Annotated in this window: 15 protein-coding genes; 7 read left to right on the top strand and 8 right to left on the bottom strand. The window is 70.7% G+C overall.

Annotated features, from left to right (window positions below; genetic code table 11):
• The first annotated feature begins 136 nt into the window (after nucleotides 1–136).
• Nucleotides 137–2380 carry a sigma-70 family RNA polymerase sigma factor gene (locus QRN26_RS11505; RefSeq protein ID WP_285036864.1) on the top strand — a complete coding sequence of 748 codons (2244 nt, stop codon included), beginning with the start codon at nucleotides 137–139 and terminating at the stop codon, nucleotides 2378–2380.
• Nucleotides 2381–2396: 16 nt separating this feature from the next.
• Here QRN26_RS11505 and QRN26_RS11500 read toward each other — a convergent pair whose 3' ends face one another.
• Nucleotides 2397–3623: an MFS transporter gene (locus tag QRN26_RS11500; protein WP_056007896.1), complete on the bottom strand. Its 1227-nt coding sequence runs from the start codon at nucleotides 3621–3623 to the stop codon at nucleotides 2397–2399.
• A gap of 184 nt (nucleotides 3624–3807) precedes the next feature.
• On the opposite strand from QRN26_RS11500, the gene QRN26_RS11495 reads away from it, so the two are divergent.
• From QRN26_RS11495 to QRN26_RS11475, 5 genes are read left to right on the top strand one after another with little or no spacing between them, the layout of a single operon-like run.
• Nucleotides 3808–4200, top strand: coding sequence for a MerR family transcriptional regulator (locus QRN26_RS11495; RefSeq protein ID WP_285036861.1), 393 nt, complete (start codon nucleotides 3808–3810; stop codon nucleotides 4198–4200).
• A 27-nt stretch (nucleotides 4201–4227) separates the two neighbouring features.
• Nucleotides 4228–5124, top strand: coding sequence for a formyltetrahydrofolate deformylase (gene purU, locus QRN26_RS11490; protein ID WP_285036859.1), 897 nt, complete (start codon nucleotides 4228–4230; stop codon nucleotides 5122–5124).
• Nucleotides 5125–5164: 40 nt separating this feature from the next.
• A complete protein-coding gene (locus QRN26_RS11485; RefSeq protein ID WP_285036857.1) occupies nucleotides 5165–5521 on the top strand; it encodes a DUF2568 domain-containing protein in 357 nt (118 codons plus the stop codon).
• The gene (nagA, locus tag QRN26_RS11480) at nucleotides 5518–6672 is read left to right on the top strand and encodes an N-acetylglucosamine-6-phosphate deacetylase (RefSeq protein WP_285036854.1); all 1155 of its coding nucleotides are present in this window, start codon (nucleotides 5518–5520) and stop codon (nucleotides 6670–6672) included. The genes QRN26_RS11485 and nagA overlap by 4 nt, the downstream gene beginning before the upstream one ends.
• Complete coding sequence (locus QRN26_RS11475; RefSeq protein ID WP_285036851.1) at nucleotides 6669–8030, top strand: FAD-binding oxidoreductase; 1362 nt, start codon at nucleotides 6669–6671, stop codon at nucleotides 8028–8030. The genes nagA and QRN26_RS11475 overlap by 4 nt, the downstream gene beginning before the upstream one ends.
• A 110-nt stretch (nucleotides 8031–8140) precedes the next feature.
• Here the strand turns inward: QRN26_RS11475 and QRN26_RS11470 are convergent, their stop codons facing one another.
• The 6 genes from QRN26_RS11470 to QRN26_RS11445 form a co-directional block, all read right to left on the bottom strand.
• Nucleotides 8141–9295, bottom strand: a complete 1155-nt coding sequence (locus QRN26_RS11470; RefSeq protein ID WP_285036850.1) for a mannitol-1-phosphate 5-dehydrogenase — start codon at nucleotides 9293–9295, stop codon at nucleotides 8141–8143.
• Complete coding sequence (locus QRN26_RS11465; protein ID WP_056007920.1) at nucleotides 9295–9729, bottom strand: PTS mannitol transporter subunit IIA; 435 nt, start codon at nucleotides 9727–9729, stop codon at nucleotides 9295–9297. Before QRN26_RS11465 ends, QRN26_RS11470 begins: the two co-directional genes overlap by 1 nt.
• Nucleotides 9730–9846: 117 nt before the next feature.
• Nucleotides 9847–11433: a PTS mannitol transporter subunit IIBC gene (locus QRN26_RS11460; protein ID WP_056007923.1), complete on the bottom strand. Its 1587-nt coding sequence runs from the start codon at nucleotides 11431–11433 to the stop codon at nucleotides 9847–9849.
• A complete protein-coding gene (gene ptsP, locus QRN26_RS11455; protein ID WP_285036843.1) occupies nucleotides 11430–13127 on the bottom strand; it encodes a phosphoenolpyruvate--protein phosphotransferase in 1698 nt (565 codons plus the stop codon). The genes QRN26_RS11460 and ptsP overlap by 4 nt, the downstream gene beginning before the upstream one ends.
• Complete coding sequence (locus QRN26_RS11450) at nucleotides 13114–13389, bottom strand: HPr family phosphocarrier protein (protein WP_056007926.1); 276 nt, start codon at nucleotides 13387–13389, stop codon at nucleotides 13114–13116. Before QRN26_RS11450 ends, ptsP begins: the two co-directional genes overlap by 14 nt.
• Before the next feature lie 4 nt (nucleotides 13390–13393).
• On the bottom strand, nucleotides 13394–13717 hold the full coding sequence (locus tag QRN26_RS11445) for a PTS sugar transporter subunit IIB (RefSeq protein ID WP_056007929.1): 324 nt from the start codon (nucleotides 13715–13717) through the stop codon (nucleotides 13394–13396).
• A gap of 188 nt (nucleotides 13718–13905) precedes the next feature.
• On the opposite strand from QRN26_RS11445, the gene QRN26_RS11440 reads away from it, so the two are divergent.
• Nucleotides 13906–15828 carry a BglG family transcription antiterminator gene (locus tag QRN26_RS11440; protein WP_350223920.1) on the top strand — a complete coding sequence of 641 codons (1923 nt, stop codon included), beginning with the start codon at nucleotides 13906–13908 and terminating at the stop codon, nucleotides 15826–15828.
• Between the two features lie 59 nt (nucleotides 15829–15887).
• Here the strand turns inward: QRN26_RS11440 and QRN26_RS11435 are convergent, their stop codons facing one another.
• Nucleotides 15888–16460: a helix-turn-helix domain-containing protein gene (locus QRN26_RS11435; RefSeq protein WP_056007933.1), complete on the bottom strand. Its 573-nt coding sequence runs from the start codon at nucleotides 16458–16460 to the stop codon at nucleotides 15888–15890.
• Between the last annotated feature and the right edge of the window lie 18 nt (nucleotides 16461–16478).

Raw genomic sequence — 16478 nt, 5'->3', positions numbered from 1 at the left:
GATGAGGTCCATCCGGGACGGTCGCACCGCCGCTCCCCCGTGCGAAGATGAGGATTCCGCGTCATGATCCCGCCCCACCCGACTCTCTCGGGCGGGCATGGTGCCCGGCAGTGCGCAGCATGCAGACGGAGGCATCATGAGCGTGGACGTGACCCCGGCGGTGCCGCTCGCCGAGCGCTCGGACGCGGAGCTGATCGACGGCACGCGCGCGGGCTCGCAGGACGCGTACGGCGAGCTGTGGCGCAGGCACGCGAACGCCGGGCGGACGGTCGCGCGGTCGATCACCTCGAGCCTCGACCCGGACGACCTCGTCTCGGAGTCGTTCGCCCGCATCTATCAGGCGGTCGGTCGCGGGAAGGGCCCGACGGGCGCGTTCCGCCCCTACCTGTTCACCACCATCCGGAACACCGCGGCAGCGTGGGGTCGCTCGCGCCGGGAGACCTCACTCGACACCCTCGACTCGTTCGAGGACCCCGACACGAACGAGGCCTCGTCGATGGAGGCCCTCGACCGCAGTCTGAGTGCTCGAGCGTTCCGGAGCCTGCCCACGCGCTGGCAGGAGGTCCTCTGGTACACGGAGATCGAGGGCATGACGCCCGCCGAAGTGGCGCCCTTGCTCGGCATGAAGCCCAACTCGGTGTCCGCGCTCGCCTACCGGGCTCGTGAGGGGTTGCGGGAGGCCTGGATCCAAGCGCACCTGCAGGCCGTCGACGACGACTCCGAGCACGCCTTCACCATCAGCCGACTCGGCTCCTACGCGCGCGGCAACCTGAGCGCCCGCGACACGGCGAAGGTCGAAGCACACCTCGACGCGTGTCAGCGGTGCACGATCGTCGCCGCTGAGGCGAAGGACGTCGGGTCCCGCATGGCGCTCGTCCTCCTCCCCCTGGTCGCCGGGGCCGCCGGAGCGACCGGCTATCTGGCCTGGTTGCAGACGGACGGACCGGCGTCGACGGCGGTCGTCGCGATGCCGGCGACGGTCACGGGCGGGGCTGCCCTGACCGCGCACCTCGGTGGCCATGCCGCGTCCGGTGCCGCAGCCGGCGGATCCGGTGGGGCCGGGGTCGCCGCCGTGGGTACCGTCGGGGCGGCCACGGCCGCCGGCACGGCAGGCCTCTCGGGCGGACTCGTCGCGGCGATCGGAGTGGGGGTCGTCGCGGCCGTCACTGCCGCAGCCCTCGTCCTCAGCCCGCTCGTGTTCCCATCCGCCGACCCGGGCACCTCGGTGGCCGCCGGCGAGACCGTGGATCCGCCTGCTGCGGCACCGAACGCACCGTCGTCCACCGGCCCGACCACGCCGGCCACCCCGCTCCCCATGCCGCAGCCGACACCGGACCAGGATGAGACGACCGATCCGACGCCGATGCCCGTGCCGGTGATCCCGGCGACGCCACCGGCGACCACGCCGCCGACTGCTCCCCCGACCGGCTCCGTCGACCCGACCGACCCCGTCGATCCCGTCGATCCGGTGGGCCCCTCCGAGCCCGTGCCGCCGACGATGCTCGCGGATTCCGGCGGAGGGTTCCTCTGGCCAGCGTTCACCGGCACCGGAGCACCCGGCGCCACCATCGACATCCTGGAGGGTGACACGGTCCTCGCCTCGACGACCGTCGCGGCCTCGGAGACGCAACGGGCGTCCGAGAGCGGCTGGTCGACCGGGCCGGTCGACCTCGGGCGCACCGGGACGTTCGTGCTGACCGTCCGACAGACCCTCGGCGACGTCGTGACCGTCGGGGCGGAGCCGGTCACGGTGACCGTGGGGGGTCCCGACGTCACGGGCCTCCTCGACCTCCGCGTGCTGCGTGTCCTCGAACTGGGGGCGTCGCTCGTCGTCGTCGGCGCTCCGAACGGCTCCATCGGCTACACCGTCGATGGTGGCGACGAGCAACGCGTCACGCTCGACGCCGCGGGTCGGGCGGTGCTCTCCGGAGACGCGGTCGCGATCGGGCTCCACGAGCTGAGCGTCTGGGGAGCCGACCCCGCCGATCCGTCCCGGCGAGGTCCGTCGGTCTCGGTCGACTACCTCTCGATCGCAGGACTCCTGACGACGGACGTCGCCCTCGCCCTGGACGCCGCTCCGCTGGACGCCGCCCAACGGTCGGCCGTGGCAGCATCCGCCGCCGATCCCGCATCGCCGGCGACCCCGGTTCCGGCAGCGACCGATCCGGCACTCCCCGCTGCGCCCGACGCAGCGCCCACCGCAGAGACCACGGCGGATCCGGCAGCGACGGACACCACCGCGGCGCCTGGGGGAAGCACGACTCAGGAGCCGACGGAGGCGACGCCGGGTCCGGAGGCCGCCCCGGCCGAGTCGGGCATCGCCGTCGAGCCGCCGTCGGACGACCCTCCCACAGCGACGGACACGCCCACCGCGCCCTGACGCGCGCGCCGGGTGATCAGACGGTGACGCGCTTGCGGGTGCGGAGCACGTCCGCGGCCAGGAGCGAGGTCGCGACCACCGCCAGCACGACGTAGACCCAGGGCAGCACGCCGAGTCCGACCTCGGCGAGGAGCAGTGCGCCGAGCGCGGATCCCCCACCGATACCCGTGTTGAACGCCGTCGTGTAGAACGCGTTCGCCGTGTCACGGATGCGCGGGCTCGCGGCATGCAGGAGTCGGGTCTGCATGAGCGGCGGCAACATCCCGAACGCTGTGCCCCAGAGGAAGAACGCGACGAGCGCACCGGGCAGCCAGTCCGTCGAGAGGGTGAGGGCGCTCACCATGGCCGCCGACACCGTCAGCGCGACGAAGAGTCCTGTCGTCGCCCGCTTCGCGAAGACGCTGCCGGTGAGGATCAGGCCGATCGCACCCGCGACACCGTAGACGAGGAGGAGGAGACTCAGCTGGCCCGACGGGACACCCACCTCGCCGATGAGGAAGGGGGCGATGTAGGTGTAGAACGCGTAATGTCCGGCCATGATCACGCCGACGGCGATGCACACGATCGCGACGGGGACGACGCTCGGATCGCGACCCGTGGCACCGGCGGAAGCCGCATGCGACTCCTCCCGTCCGACGGGCGGCAGTTTCCACCAGACCACGAGGGCACCGAGGAGCATCGCCACGGCCAGGACGCCGAATGCGAGCCGCCAACCGAGGGCGTGCCCGAGCGCCGTGCTGAGCGGGACGCCGAGGACGAAGGCGAGCGTGCCACCGGCGATCGTCACGGACACGGCCCGGGCGAGCTGCTCCTTGGGCACGAGGTGGCCCGCGTAGGCACCGACGACCGCCCAGAAGACGCCGTGGGCCAGTCCGCCGAGGACACGCGTCGCCACGAGGAGCTCGTAGTTCGGCGCCAGCGCGCCGAGGCCGGTGCTGACACCGAGGACGGCGATGACGGCGACGAGCAGCGCATGCCGTGGGACGCGCTTGGTCAGATGGATGAGGGCGGCACTCGACAGCACGACCGTGAACGCGAACACGCTCACGAGGAGTCCGATCTGGGACTCGGTGACGCCGAGCGACGTGCTCATCTCCGGGAGGAGCCCGGTCGGGATCATCTCCCCGGTGACCGAGAGGAAGGTCCCGGCCGCGAGCGCGATCAATCCCACCCACGGGAACGGGGGCGAGGTCGGCTTGGTCGGTTCGGCGGGGCGCGCCGAGGAGGGAGGAGAGGAGGTCATCGGATCGCTCCAACGATGGCGTTCACCCGTCGGCCGACACGGCGGACGAGTTCGTCTACGCGCTGATGTGCGCGCCCAGGGCCGACCGACATCCGGCGACCGCGGACGAGTCTACCCGAGGCCGGGAATGCGACGGCCTCGGTCCGACGTTGCACGTGAGGTGAAGGTGACAGAGAGGCCGCACATGCGCATCGCAGAACTCGCTGAACGGACGGGCGTCCCGGCGTCCCGGCTCCACTCCTACGAGCAGGAGGGCCTGCTGGCCCCGGTGCGGGCCCCGCACGCGCTCGACGAGTACGGGCCGTCCGCCGTCGACCACGTGATCACGGTCGACAACCTCGTCGACGCGGGTCTCACGACCCGGCTCGTCCGCGTGGTCCTCGACCTCGACGACACCCGTGCCTCGCGGCCCGTGGCGGACTGCTCACGGGCGACCGCCGAATCCCTCAGGACGCAGATCGCCTCGATCGACGACCGCATCGACTGCCTGCAGCGCAGCCGCGAGAGCGTCCGGTCCTACCTGCGGCAGTCCTCGCACGCCGACCTCGTCGACGAGCGGTCCGTCCCGGCGGCCTGAGCCTCCCCCGGCCGGTACCCTGGGGCGGTGACGAACTCGACCGACCCCACCACCGCGCCCGCCGCTCCGCACGAGCGCTCCGTCCACTGGGTCCTCTCCATCATCTGCGAGGACCGCCCGGGCATCGTGCACGCCATCAGCGGCGCGATCGTCGAGGCCGACGGGAACATCACCGAGAGCCAGCAGTTCTCGAGCGACGACACCGGGCGGTTCTTCATGCGCTTGCAGGTCGAAGCGGCGGTCACCAGGGACCGGTTCGAGGCGGCCATCGCCCCGGTCGTCGAGCATTACGCGCTGGACTGGCGACTCGATGTGGTCGGGCGCCCGCTGCGGACGCTCGTCCTGGCGTCGACGGCCGCGCACTGCGTCAACGACCTCCTGTTCCGCCAGCGCGCCGGCCAGCTCCCCGTCGAGATCCCGCTCGTCCTCAGCAACCACGGCTCGCTCCGCGACCTCGCCTCGTTCTACGGCGTGCCGTTCGAGTCGCTGCCCGTCACGGACGCCGCTTCCAAGGCGGCGTTCGAGGCCCGGGTCATCGCCGCGGTCGAGGAGTACGACATCGAGCTCGTCGTCCTCGCCCGGTACATGCAGATCCTCTCCCCCGAGCTGTGCGAACGCCTCGCCGGGCGGGCCATCAACATCCACCACTCGTTCCTCCCCGGGTTCAAGGGCGCGAACCCGTACAAGCAGGCGCACGCGCGTGGGGTGAAGCTCATCGGGGCGACCGCCCACTTCGTGACGAGCGACCTCGACGAGGGGCCGATCATCGAGCAGAACGTCGTCCGCGTGGACCACTCGCGTTCGCCGGCGGAACTCGTCGCGATCGGGCAGGACGAGGAGAGCCGCACCCTGACGCAGGCGGTGAAATGGTTCGCCGAGGACCGCGTCCTGCTCGACGGCGCTCGGACCATCATCTTCCGCTGACGCGGGCCGGGACTCCCACCACGCGCCGTAGAATCGTGTGGTGTCTGAACGAACTCCCGCCGACGTGAAGATCGGCCCCACCGAGATCCTGCGCTTCTTCCTCGACCTCTTCGCCTTCTTCTCCCTCGGGTTCTGGGGGGTCGCAGTCTGGCCGTTCCCGCTCAACGTGGTCGTCGGTGTCGCCGCCCCGGTCGTGGCGATCATCCTGTGGGCGCTGTTCCTGTCGCCTCGCGCAGTCATCCGCATCGACCTGTACGGCCAAGCCGTCGTCGAACTGCTCATCTTCGCCGCGGCGGCCCTCGCCTGGCTGCACCTCGGGCAGCCGATCATCGCGGCGGTCTTCGCCGTGATCGCGGTCGCCAGCGGCGTCATCCGCGGACGGAAGCAGCTCGCATGACCGACCTCCTGATCCACTCGGCCACCAAGGTCGACGTCGACGGCCAGATCGACGCCTTCTGGTTACACGCGGTCGACGGGGTCATCCGCGCGACCGGATCCGGCGACGATTGGCGGTCACTCCCTCTCGGCGCCGGTGCCCTCGTGCACGGTGCCGACGGAGGCCACCTGACGCCCGGGTTCATCGACCTCCACGTGCACGGAGGTGGTGGGGCGTCGTTCGACGACGGTCGCGACGCCATCGAGCGCGCCCTCGCCGTCCACCGCGCGCACGGCACGACCCGGTCGCTCATCAGCCTGGTGTCCAACCCGGTCGACGCGCTCGTCGCGAGTCTCGACGGGATCGCGGACCTCGTCGCCGAGGACCCCCTCGTGCTCGGCTCCCACCTCGAGGGGCCGTTCCTGTCCCCCGTCAAGAAGGGCGCACACGACCCCACCGCCCTCATCGACCCGAGCCCGGCCACCGTCGAGCGGCTCATCGATGCGAGCCGCGGCACCCTGCGCCAGATCACGATCGCCCCGGAGCTGCCGAACGCGCTCGAAGCGATCCAGGTGCTCGTCGAGGCCGGTGTCATCGTCGCCGTCGGGCACACGGACGCCGACGAGGCGCTGACGAAGACGGCCTTCGACCTCGGTGCACGCCTCGTCACCCACGTGTTCAACGCCATGAACGGGATCCACCACCGTGCGCCCGGGCCGATCATCGCCTCCTTCGCCGACGAGCGGGTGACGGTCGAACTCATCCTCGACGGTGAACACGTGCACCCCGACGTGGCGAAGCTCGCGTTCGAGCAGGCTCCAGGCCGCGTCGCCCTCATCACCGACGCGATGGCGGCGGCCGGGTCGTCCGACGGCCGTTACCTCCTCGGCGCCCTCGAGGTCCAGGTGACGGACGGCCTCGCGAGGCTCGTCGAAGGCGACTCGATCGCCGGCTCCACCCTGACCCTCGACCGCGCGCTCCGCCTGGCGATCGAAAGCGGGATCCCCGCCGCGGAGGCCGTGGGAGCCCTCACCAGCACCCCCGCCCGCGTCCTGGGCCTCGGCGAGCGCTTCGGACGCCTGGCCGTGGGATACGCCGCGGACGCGGTCCTCCTCGACCACCGCTGGTCGGTCCAGGCGGTCTGGGCCGACGGAACCGTCCTGCCGCGATGACCACGCCGAACGTCCTCGACGCCCTCCACGACGCCCTCGGCGACGCGGTGTCGACGACGGATGTCGACCTGGCGGCGGCACGGACCGACAAGTCCGGGCATGTGTCGGACGCAGCGCCCATCGCCGTGGTCTCCGCGCGTTCCATCGAGGACGTCCAGACCGTCATGCGGATCGCGACGGCGACCGGGACGCCGGTCGTGACGCGGGGCGCCGGCACAGGACTCGCGGGCGGCGCCCTCGGCGGTGCGGGCGAGATCGTGCTGTCGACCCTCGGGATGACGCGGATCCACGAGATCAACGAACCCGATCTGCTCGCGGTCGTGGATCCAGGCGTGATCAACGGCGCCTTCAACGATCTCCTGCTCACCCGTGGGCTCTGGTTCGCCCCTGACCCTGCGAGCCGGGCGATCTCGACCGTGGGCGGCAACATCGCCACCGGCGCCGGCGGCCTCCTGTGTGCGAAGTACGGGGTGACCCGGGACGCCGTCCTGGCGCTCAAGGTCGTCTTGGCCGACGGCCGACTCATCAGCGTCGGTCACCGGAGCATCAAGGGCGTGACCGGGCTCGACCTCACGAGTCTCATGGTGGGATCCGAGGGCGTCCTCGGCGTCATCGTCGAGGCGACCGTCCGCATCAGGCGGATCACCCCCGGTACCGTCGCAACGATCGCCGCGTACTTCCCGGACGTCGTCACCGCTGCCGGTGCCACGGCGGCCGTCACCGCGGCGGGCATCCAGCCGTCCATCATGGAACTGCTCGACCCCGTCGCACTCGTCGCCGTCCACCGGTACCTGCAGCTCCCGACACCGAGCAGCGGCGAAGCGCACGTGGTCATCCAGACCGACGGACCGAGCGCCGAGCTCGAAGCAGCGGCCGTCCTCGAGGTGTTGCGTGCCGCCGGTGGCCGCGCCGAGATGTCGACCGACCACGCGACCGGTGAGCACCTGCTCGCGGTCCGCCGCGCCCTGCACCCCTCGCTCGAGTGGTTCGGCACCCCGCTCATCGAAGACGTCTCCGTGCCCCGCAGCCAGCTGGCGGCGATGTTCGCCGAGATCGGCGACATCGAGCGCCGCTACGGGATCACCATCCCGACGGTCGCGCACGCCGGCGACGGCAACCTCCACCCGAACTTCGTCTTCGAGGGCACCGAGGTACCGGACCACATCTGGCAGGCGGCCGAGGAGCTGTTCACCGCCGCGCTCCGTCTCGGCGGGACGCTGACGGGAGAGCACGGGATCGGACTGCTCAAGAAACGCTGGCTGGGCGACGAACTCGGCGCCGACCAGCTCGGACTCCAGCACGGGATCAAGCGGCTCTTCGATCCGCAGAACCTGTTGAACCCCGGCAAGGTGTTCTGAGCGGCAGCCCTTCGACAGGCTCAGGGACCACCCCTCGACAGGCTCAGGGACCACGACAGGCCCAGGGTCCGGAGATGTCCGTTCCCTGAGCCTGTCGACGGGTTGCCCGGCTAGGAGAGCGTCGCCTGCCGAGCGGTGACCTGCGCGAGCACCGCCGGAGCCAGCGGGTGCTCGGGCGCGAGCCCCGTGACCTCCTCGACGAACGCCTCGGCTGACAGGTCGTGCAGCTTGGCCTGCAGCTCGACGCTCTGCTCGTCGTCGCTCACGTCGAACTCGAGTGCAGCTCCGATGGCGGCGACGAGGGCGTCGTGGCCCATCCCGCGCTCCGCGAGCTCGGCGGCGGGTCCGATGAACCGCTCGGTCCGGCTCAGCTTGCGCAGCGGCTGGCGACCGACGCGCTCGACGGTGTCGGGCAGGTGCACGTTGGCGAACCGACGCAGGATCGTCTCGCGGTACTCGCGCTGCGCGTCGATATCGAGGCCGTGCTTCGCCACGAGCAGGGCGGAGGTCTCCTCGAGCACCGCACCGACGGCCGCCGCGATGGACGGCTCGGCGAGCGCCTCGGCGATCGTCCCGATACCGGCACGCGCGCCGAAGTAGGCGACGGAGGCGTGTCCGGTGTTCACCGTGAACAGCTTGCGTTCGATGTACGGCGCGAGCTCCTCGACGAAGTGCGCGCCGGGGATCGACGGCAGGGAGCCGTTGAAGGCCGGGGTCTCGATGGCCCACTCGTAGAAGGTCTCGACGGTGACGTCGATGCCCTGCCCGGCGGGCTGGCCGGGGACGATGCGGTCGACGGCCGTGTTCGCGAACACGGCACGGCCCGCCAGCGACTCCCAGGCGGTGTCGCCGACGGCCCGCCGCACCTCTGCGGCGAGCAGGTCGGTCGCGTTGATCGCGTTCTCGCAGGCCATGACGGCCAGCGGTGCCGCGTCCGACGGACGGGCGGCGATGCCGCGGGCGATGACCGGCGCGACGAACCGCAGGATCGTCGGCCCGACGGCGGTGGTCACCACATCGGCGGCGGCGATCTCCGCGACGAGTGCCTCCTCGTCGGTCGCGCTGTTGATGGCGCGGAACCCGGTGACGACCGTGTCCTTCGCGCCGTCGCCCACCTCGTGGACCGTGTAGCTGTCGGCCGCGGCGATGGCCCCGATGAGCTCCGCGTTGACGTCCGCGAAGACCACCTCGTAGCCGCCCTCGTGGAGGAGGAGGCCGACGAACCCGCGTCCGATGTTCCCGGCGCCGAAGTGGACGGCCCGCATCACTCGTTGACCTCGCTCAGGAGTGCGTAGAGCTCCTCCGCCGTCTCAGCGGCGAGCAGCTTGGCGACCTCGTCGTCCTCGGAGAAGATGATGGCGATCTTGGAGAGGATCTCCATGTGGCCGCCGTCCTTGCCGGCGATGCCGACGACGAAGCGCACCTCTTCGCCGTCCCAGTCGATGGGGGTCTCGTAGCGGGTGAAGGAGAGGGCGGAATCGCGGACCGCCTCCTTCGCGTCGTTCGTGCCGTGCGGGATCGCGAGGAGGTTGCCCATGTAGGTCGACACCGACTGCTCACGCGCGAGCATGGCCTCGAAGTACTCGTCGGTGACCGCGCCCGCCGCCTCGAGGGCGTCGGCCGCACGTCGGATGGCCTCCTCCTGGGTCACCGTCCCGGTGACGATGGTGATGCGGTCCTGGGTCAGTACCTGCGACATGGCTTCCTCTGCATTCCTCGTGGAGGGCTCCGCCTGAGCGGCAGGGAGCCCGGTGAAGGGTGGTGGGTGTGGCCCGGGGTGCACGCCCTTCGCGCGCACCCCGGGATCGTTCCGTTGCTAGTGTGCTCCCTCTCCGCGGAGCAACTCCACCACCTCGTCGTACTTCGGGGAGTTCATGAAGTTGTCCACCGACATGTGGACGGCGCTCGGCGTCTTCTCCTTCGCGCGGTCCGTGAGCTCCCGCTGAGTGATCACGAGGTCGACGTCATCGGCGAGGTTCGCGATCGCCTTGTTCGTGACGGTGATCTCGTCGATGCCGGCCTTCTTGATCTTGTTGCGGAGCACCGAGGCGCCCATGGCACTGGACCCCATACCGGCGTCGCACGCGAAGACGATGTTGCGGATCGGACCACGCTCGAGGGTGGTGACGACGCCCTCGTCGACGACGTCGGCACCGGCGGCGGCGCTTCCGGCCGAGAGGTTGCCGAGCACGCTGGACTTCTTGCCCTTCGCGGCCTCGGTGGCTGCGACGGCGGCCGAGAGGTCACCGGCGTTCTCGTTCTCCAGGTCGCGCTTGCGGCTCGCCCGGAGGATGATCGCGGAGATCGCGAACGACACGGCTGCCGCGACGATGACCGAGAGGATCACGCCGATGTAGCTGTCTGGAGCCGTCTGGATGAGCACGGCGATGATGCTGCCGGGCGATGCCGGGGCACGCAGACCCGTGTTGAACGCGACGTTCGTCGCCACACCGGCCATGCCGCCACCGATGGCCGCGAAGACGAGCATCGGCTTCATGAGCACGTACGGGAAGTAGATCTCGTGGATGCCGCCGAAGAACTGGATGATGACCGCACCGGGGGCAGAGGCCTTCGCGAGACCGATGCCGAAGAAGCAGAACGCGAGCAGGATGCCGAGGCCGGGGCCGGGGTTCGCCTCGAGGAGGAACAGGACCGACTTGCCGGTCTCCTCGGACTGCTGGACGCCGAGCGGGGTCAGCACACCGTGGTTGATGGCGTTGTTCAGGAAGAGGATCTTGCCGGGCTCGATGAAGATGCTCGCGATCGGCAGGAGCGAGTTGGCGACGAGCCAGTCGACGACGCCCTCGAGGAAGCTGCTGAGCGCGGTGACGATCGGCGCGATGCCGTAGAACCCGCCGATCGCGAGGAGCGCGCCGAGGATACCGGCGGAGAAGTTGTTCACGAGCATCTCGAAGCCGGCCTTGATCTTGCCGTCCCAGAGGCGGTCCGCCTGCTTCATGAGCCATGCGGCGAGCGGGCCCATGATCATCGCGCCGATGAACATCGGGATCGCGCTGCCGACGATGACGCCCATGGTCGCGATGGAGGCGACGACGCCACCACGCTCCCCGTAGATCATCCGGCCACCGGTGTTCGCGATGAGCAGCGGGAGCAGGTAGGTGATCATCGGGCTGACGAGACCGACGTACTGCGGGAAGGTCGTGCCGTCGTCGGCCTGTGCGAGTGCCGTCGCGGCACCCTGCCACCCGATGACGTCGGCGTTGCCGAAGCCGCCGAGCACGCCGTTCGGGAGCCAGCCGGTGGCGATGAAGAACGCGGTGATGAGGCCCCAGGCGATGAAGGCCGCGATGTTCGGCATGACCATGCCGGAGAGGAAGGTGCCGAATCGCTGAACGCCGACTCGTGCACCTCCCGGCTTCTTGGGAGTAGACGTCGTTGTCATGATGATGTTGCCTCTTTCATTTCGGGAGTGGTCGCGGCGGTGGCCGCTGCCCTGGCCTCGGCGGCGCCGTCGGTGGCCAGTGCTGCTGCTGCGATGCGTCGGGCGTCGTCGAGCGTGTACTGCTGAAGGGAGTGTCGGACGTCGGCGAGCGCCGACGGCGACATGGACAGGGTGGTGGCGCCGAGTCCGACGAGGACGACGGCGAGGAGCGGGTCGGCGGCTGCTTCGCCACAGATGCCGACGGGCTTGCCGTGATGCCGGCCGGCTTCGCCGACGAGCTGCACGAGACGGAGGACCGCCGGGTGCCACGGGTCTTGGAACGCACCGACGGAGCCGAGCAGGCGGTCCGCGGCGAGGGTGTACTGCGTGAGGTCGTTCGTCCCGATCGACGCGAACCCGGCATGGGCGAGGACGCGGTCGGCGAGGAGTGCACTCGACGGCACCTCCACCATGACGCCCGGCGTCTTGAGGCCGTACTCGGCGGCGATCGCCATGAAGTACTTCGTCTCCTCGACGGTCGACACCATCGGCGCCATGACCCAGAGGTCCGCGTCGGTCGCCGCGTCAGCCTGGGCGAGTGCGGTGAGCTGCTCGCGCAGGATGTCCTCGCTCGCCCGGAGCGCGCGGAGTCCGCGGAGCCCGAGCGCCGGGTTGTCCTCGTGCGCGTCGTTCAGGAACGCCAGCGGCTTGTCGGCACCGGCGTCGAGCACCCGGACGACGACCTTCTTGCCGGGGAAGGCGCGCAGCAGCTTCTCGTAGTGCGCACGCTGCTGTTCGACGGTCGGCGCGAGCGCCTGGTCGAGGAAGAGGAACTCGGTCCGGAAGAGGCCGACGCCCTCGGCGCCGAGCTCCGCTGCGGCGTCGGCGTGTTCGGCCGACCCGAGGTTCGCGAGGAGCGGCACGGCAGTGCCGTCGGCGAGCGCGCCGGGGATGGCCGGGGCGTTGACCAGGGCGAGCCGGTCGGCGATGCGCTGCTCCGTCTCGGCCACCAACTCGGGCGTGGGGTCGACGGTGACCGCGCCGGTCGCCGCGTCGACGACGAGCGTCGTGCCGTCGGTGAGGTCGGCGGCACCGACGACGCCCACGATGGCGACGATCGACTTCTCGCGGGCGAGGATCGCCGTGTGCGAGGTCGGGCCTCCGTCGCTCGTGACGAGTCCGAGCACCAGGTCGAGGTCGAGCAGGGCGGTGTCGGCCGGCGCGAGGTCGCGGGCGACGAGGATGAACGGGTGACCGGGCGAGGGGACGCCGGGAGCCGGGACGCCCATGAGGTCGGCGATGACCCGCTGCGACACGTCGTCGAGGTCGGCGGCGCGCTCGCCGAGGTACCCGCCCATCGCCGCGAGCTGGTCGCGGAACGACGCGAACGCGGCGTAGACGGCCCATTCCGCGGTCTTGCCGTCGGCGAGGCGGGTCGCGATCTCCTCGGCCAGTGTCGGATCCTCGGCCATCATGGCCTGCGCTTCGAGCACGTCGCGTGCGGCACCACCGGCGGCTGCACCGCGGGCTTCGAGCTCGCGGGCGACGGCGGCGAGGGAGGTGTTCGCACGCTCGGTCTCGGTCGCGAGGTCGAGGGTGCTGGCGACGTCCGCCGGCGCCGGGAGCGGATCGGCCATCCGGGCGATCGGGCCGACGGCGACCCCCTGGCCGATGCCGATGCCCTGGAGCGCGCCCACCGGACTACTGCTCGTCATGGTCGGTCACCAGGAGCTCGGAGAGGGTGTCGAGGGTGCCCTCGGCTGCTGCGCCTTCGCCCTCGACGGACAGGGTCACGTAGTCGCCGTGTTCGACGGCGAGGGCGATGACGCCGAGGATGCTCGCCGCGTTGACGGCCTTGCCGCTGCCCTTGGCGATGGTCACCGGGACCCCGGCGTCCTTCGCAGCCTGCGTGAACAGCTTCGCGGGCCTGGCGTGCAGGCCGTGCGACGAGCCGATGCGGACGGTTCGAGTTGCCATGGGGTTACCTCCTGGTTGGTGACTGGATCGAGAGGACGAGTTCGAGGGCTCTGGCGCCGCCTTCGACGCCGAAGACGTCGCCGGGGAGGACGGCCACGGCGGTGCCGAGTGGCTCGGCCACGGCGCGGAGCGCGGGCTCATGATCGGCGAGGTGGGCTCCGACGAGCAGCACGTCGACACCGTCGAGGGTGAGCGTGCCGGTGAGCACCTGGGATTCGGCGCCGGCTTCGACCGAGACGTCGAGGGACTGGTCGGCTGCGGCACGTCGGAGGCGTTGCGCCATGAACGTGCTCGACGCACCCGCGCCGCAAATCACCAGGATCTTCATCGAACCTTCTCCAGAACCGCCGATTGCCTACCGAACCATCATTCCCTCGGGCGGGTCGCCGCTCCACCAGAAGCTCTTCCGGCGGGGCGGAAAGGTCCTCGAACGCGCGGAAGCGCGTCGGATGATGGTTGACTCGGTGAAGCGGTTCGCCCGGACCGCGCGAGGACCGTCCGCCGGAGAGGGGCATCGTGGCACGCGAGAAACACGACCGCATGCTCGGCTACCTCGCAGGCCGCGACGGCTGGACGACGGCGACCGAGGTCGCCGAGGTCCTCGGTGTCACCCCGCGCAGCGTGCGCAGCTACGTGACGGCGGTCAACACCCGCACCGCACCGCACGACGTCGTCGAGTCGGGTCCGAACGGCTACCGGCTGAACGCGGACGGGTACGCCGTGTACCGCCGGCGAGCGGCGTCGGCCTTCGAGTCCGAGACGCCTCGGGACCGACTGTACGGTCTCGTCCGCCTCCTCATCAGCGCGCCGACCGGCATCGACGTGCACGAGACGGCGCAGCGCCTGCACGTCAGCGAGTCGACCGTCGAGGGTGATCTCGGCCGCGTCCGCGCCATGTTGGCCGACACCGCACTCACGCTCGACCGGTCGGGGTCGACCGTCGCCATGGCGGGCGGCGAGACGGAGCGTCGCCGACTCCTCAGCCGCATGTTCCGCGACGAGACCGACCGGGGCATCGTCGAGCTCGAAGCGCTCCAGCGGGCCTTCGCGCCGAACGAGTTCAGCCCGTTCAAGGGCGAACTCCTCGACGCATTGACCGCCCGCGGCTACTACGTCAACGAGTACGGGATCGCGAACGTCCTCCTGCACATCGCGATCGCGATCGACCGCGTCACCAAGGACCGCCCGGCGGAGCCGACGGACCATGCACCACGGACCCCGGAGGTCGAGGCGGTCGCGGAGGACCTGCAGCGCCTGGTCGACGCCCACTTCCACGTCGCCCTCGGGGAAGCCGACCTCGTCTACCTGAGCTACCTGCTGGTCACGCGCGTGGTCACCCCGGGGAGCGGCGCGTCCGCCGAGGTGCTCGTCGACGACTACGTCGACCAGGCCGACCTCGCGGCGGTCCGTCAGGCCGTCGACCGCGCGGGCCGCGAATACCTCGTCGACCTCTCCGACGAGGACTTCATCGTGCGGCTCACCCTGCACGTGCAGAACCTCATCCGCCGGGCGCAGGACCAGTCCTACTCGCGGAACCCGCTCACCCGGTCGATCAAGACCTCGTACCCGATGATCTACGAGCTCGCGGTCTTCATCGCGAGCCAGCTGCAGCGCCACGGCTCCATCGTCATCAACGACGACGAGATCGCGTACATCGCCATGCACGTCGGTGCCCAGCTCGAACAGACGGCTCGCAAGGAGGCCCTGCTCGGCTGCACGATCGTCTCGGCCGGCTACTACGACATGCACGAGGTGCTCCGCCGACGCGTCGAGTCGCAGCTCGGCGACGTCCTCGACGTCCGATCCGTGATCACCCGCACCGACGTCGACTGGTCGGCCATCGACAGCGACCTGGTGCTGACGACCATCGAGCCTCCTACCCCGGCCGACGGCATCGTCGTCATCCAGCCCTTCCTCACCGCGGCCGACGTGGAGCGCGTCCGCGGCGCGGTCAGCCGGGTGCGCCGCTCCTCCCGTCTCTCGGAGATCAGCGACGAACTGCTGCAGTACTTCCACCCGGACCTCTTCCTCCGCAACGCGCACGCGGCCGACGAGGAGGCGATGATCCGGCTGCTCGGCGAACGCATGATCGATCGCGGGATCATCGACGAGAGCTACCTCACGGCGGCGATCGAGCGGGAGCGCATGTCGTCGACCGCGTTCACCGACACCCTGGCGGTGCCGCACGCGATGACGATGACTGCCCACTCGACGGCCATCGCGATCGCCGTGAACGAGACGCCGATGGAGTGGGGTGGAGCGCGCGTGAGCGTCGTCGCGCTCGTCGCGTTCAGCGAATCGGGTCGCGCCGCCTTCCAGACCGTCTTCGACCAGTTCGTCGAGGTGTTCTCGGAGCGGTCGAGCGTCGCCCGCATCATCCGGCGTTCCGACGACTTCGCGGGCTTCATCGACGAGCTCGTGCACGTCATCGACGCCTGAGCGCCCACGGAGCCGTCCCGCCCACCGAACCGCCGCGGTCGCCGAGCCTGTCGAGGTGCTCAGACGTGTTCGGTCACCACGACGGCCGTCGTACCCGGCTCGAGTGCTTCGAAGCGGTGCGGCACGTCGCCGGCGTGGGAGAGGTAGTCCCCTGGCCCGAGTTCGACCTCCTCGCCGACGGGGCCGATCGACGCCCGGCCGGTGCTGATCACCCAGTGCTCGATGACCCCGGGCGAGTGCGGTTCGGACAGCCGCGGCGCCCCCGGCTCGACGACGATGCGGTAGATGTCCCGCCGGGCGTTCGGCGGGCAGGCCGACAGCACCGTCGCGACGTAGTTCGCTCCGGACGCGGCGAGCGTCGGCCCCTCCCCCGCTCGGATCACCTGGACGGGCCGTCGTACCGGCTCGACGAGGCGCGCGAAGGGGACGTCGAGGGTGACGCTCAGCGACCAGAGGGTCTCGAGGCTGGGATTGCCGAGTCCCGCCTCCAGCTGGGACAGGGTCGACTTCGCGATCCCCGCGCGACGGGCGACCTCGGCGAGGGAGAGTCCGGCTCGTTGCCGCTCGCGGGTCAGTGCCGCTGCGACCGCGGCGTGCGGTGCTCCGTCGTCCGGTTGCTCCACCTGGGACATGCGTTCACTCCAATGGGC

Source organism: Plantibacter sp. ME-Dv--P-095 (assembly GCF_030209365.1).
Taxonomy (GTDB): domain Bacteria; phylum Actinomycetota; class Actinomycetes; order Actinomycetales; family Microbacteriaceae; genus Plantibacter.
This window is presented reverse-complemented; position numbering and strand designations above follow the sequence as displayed.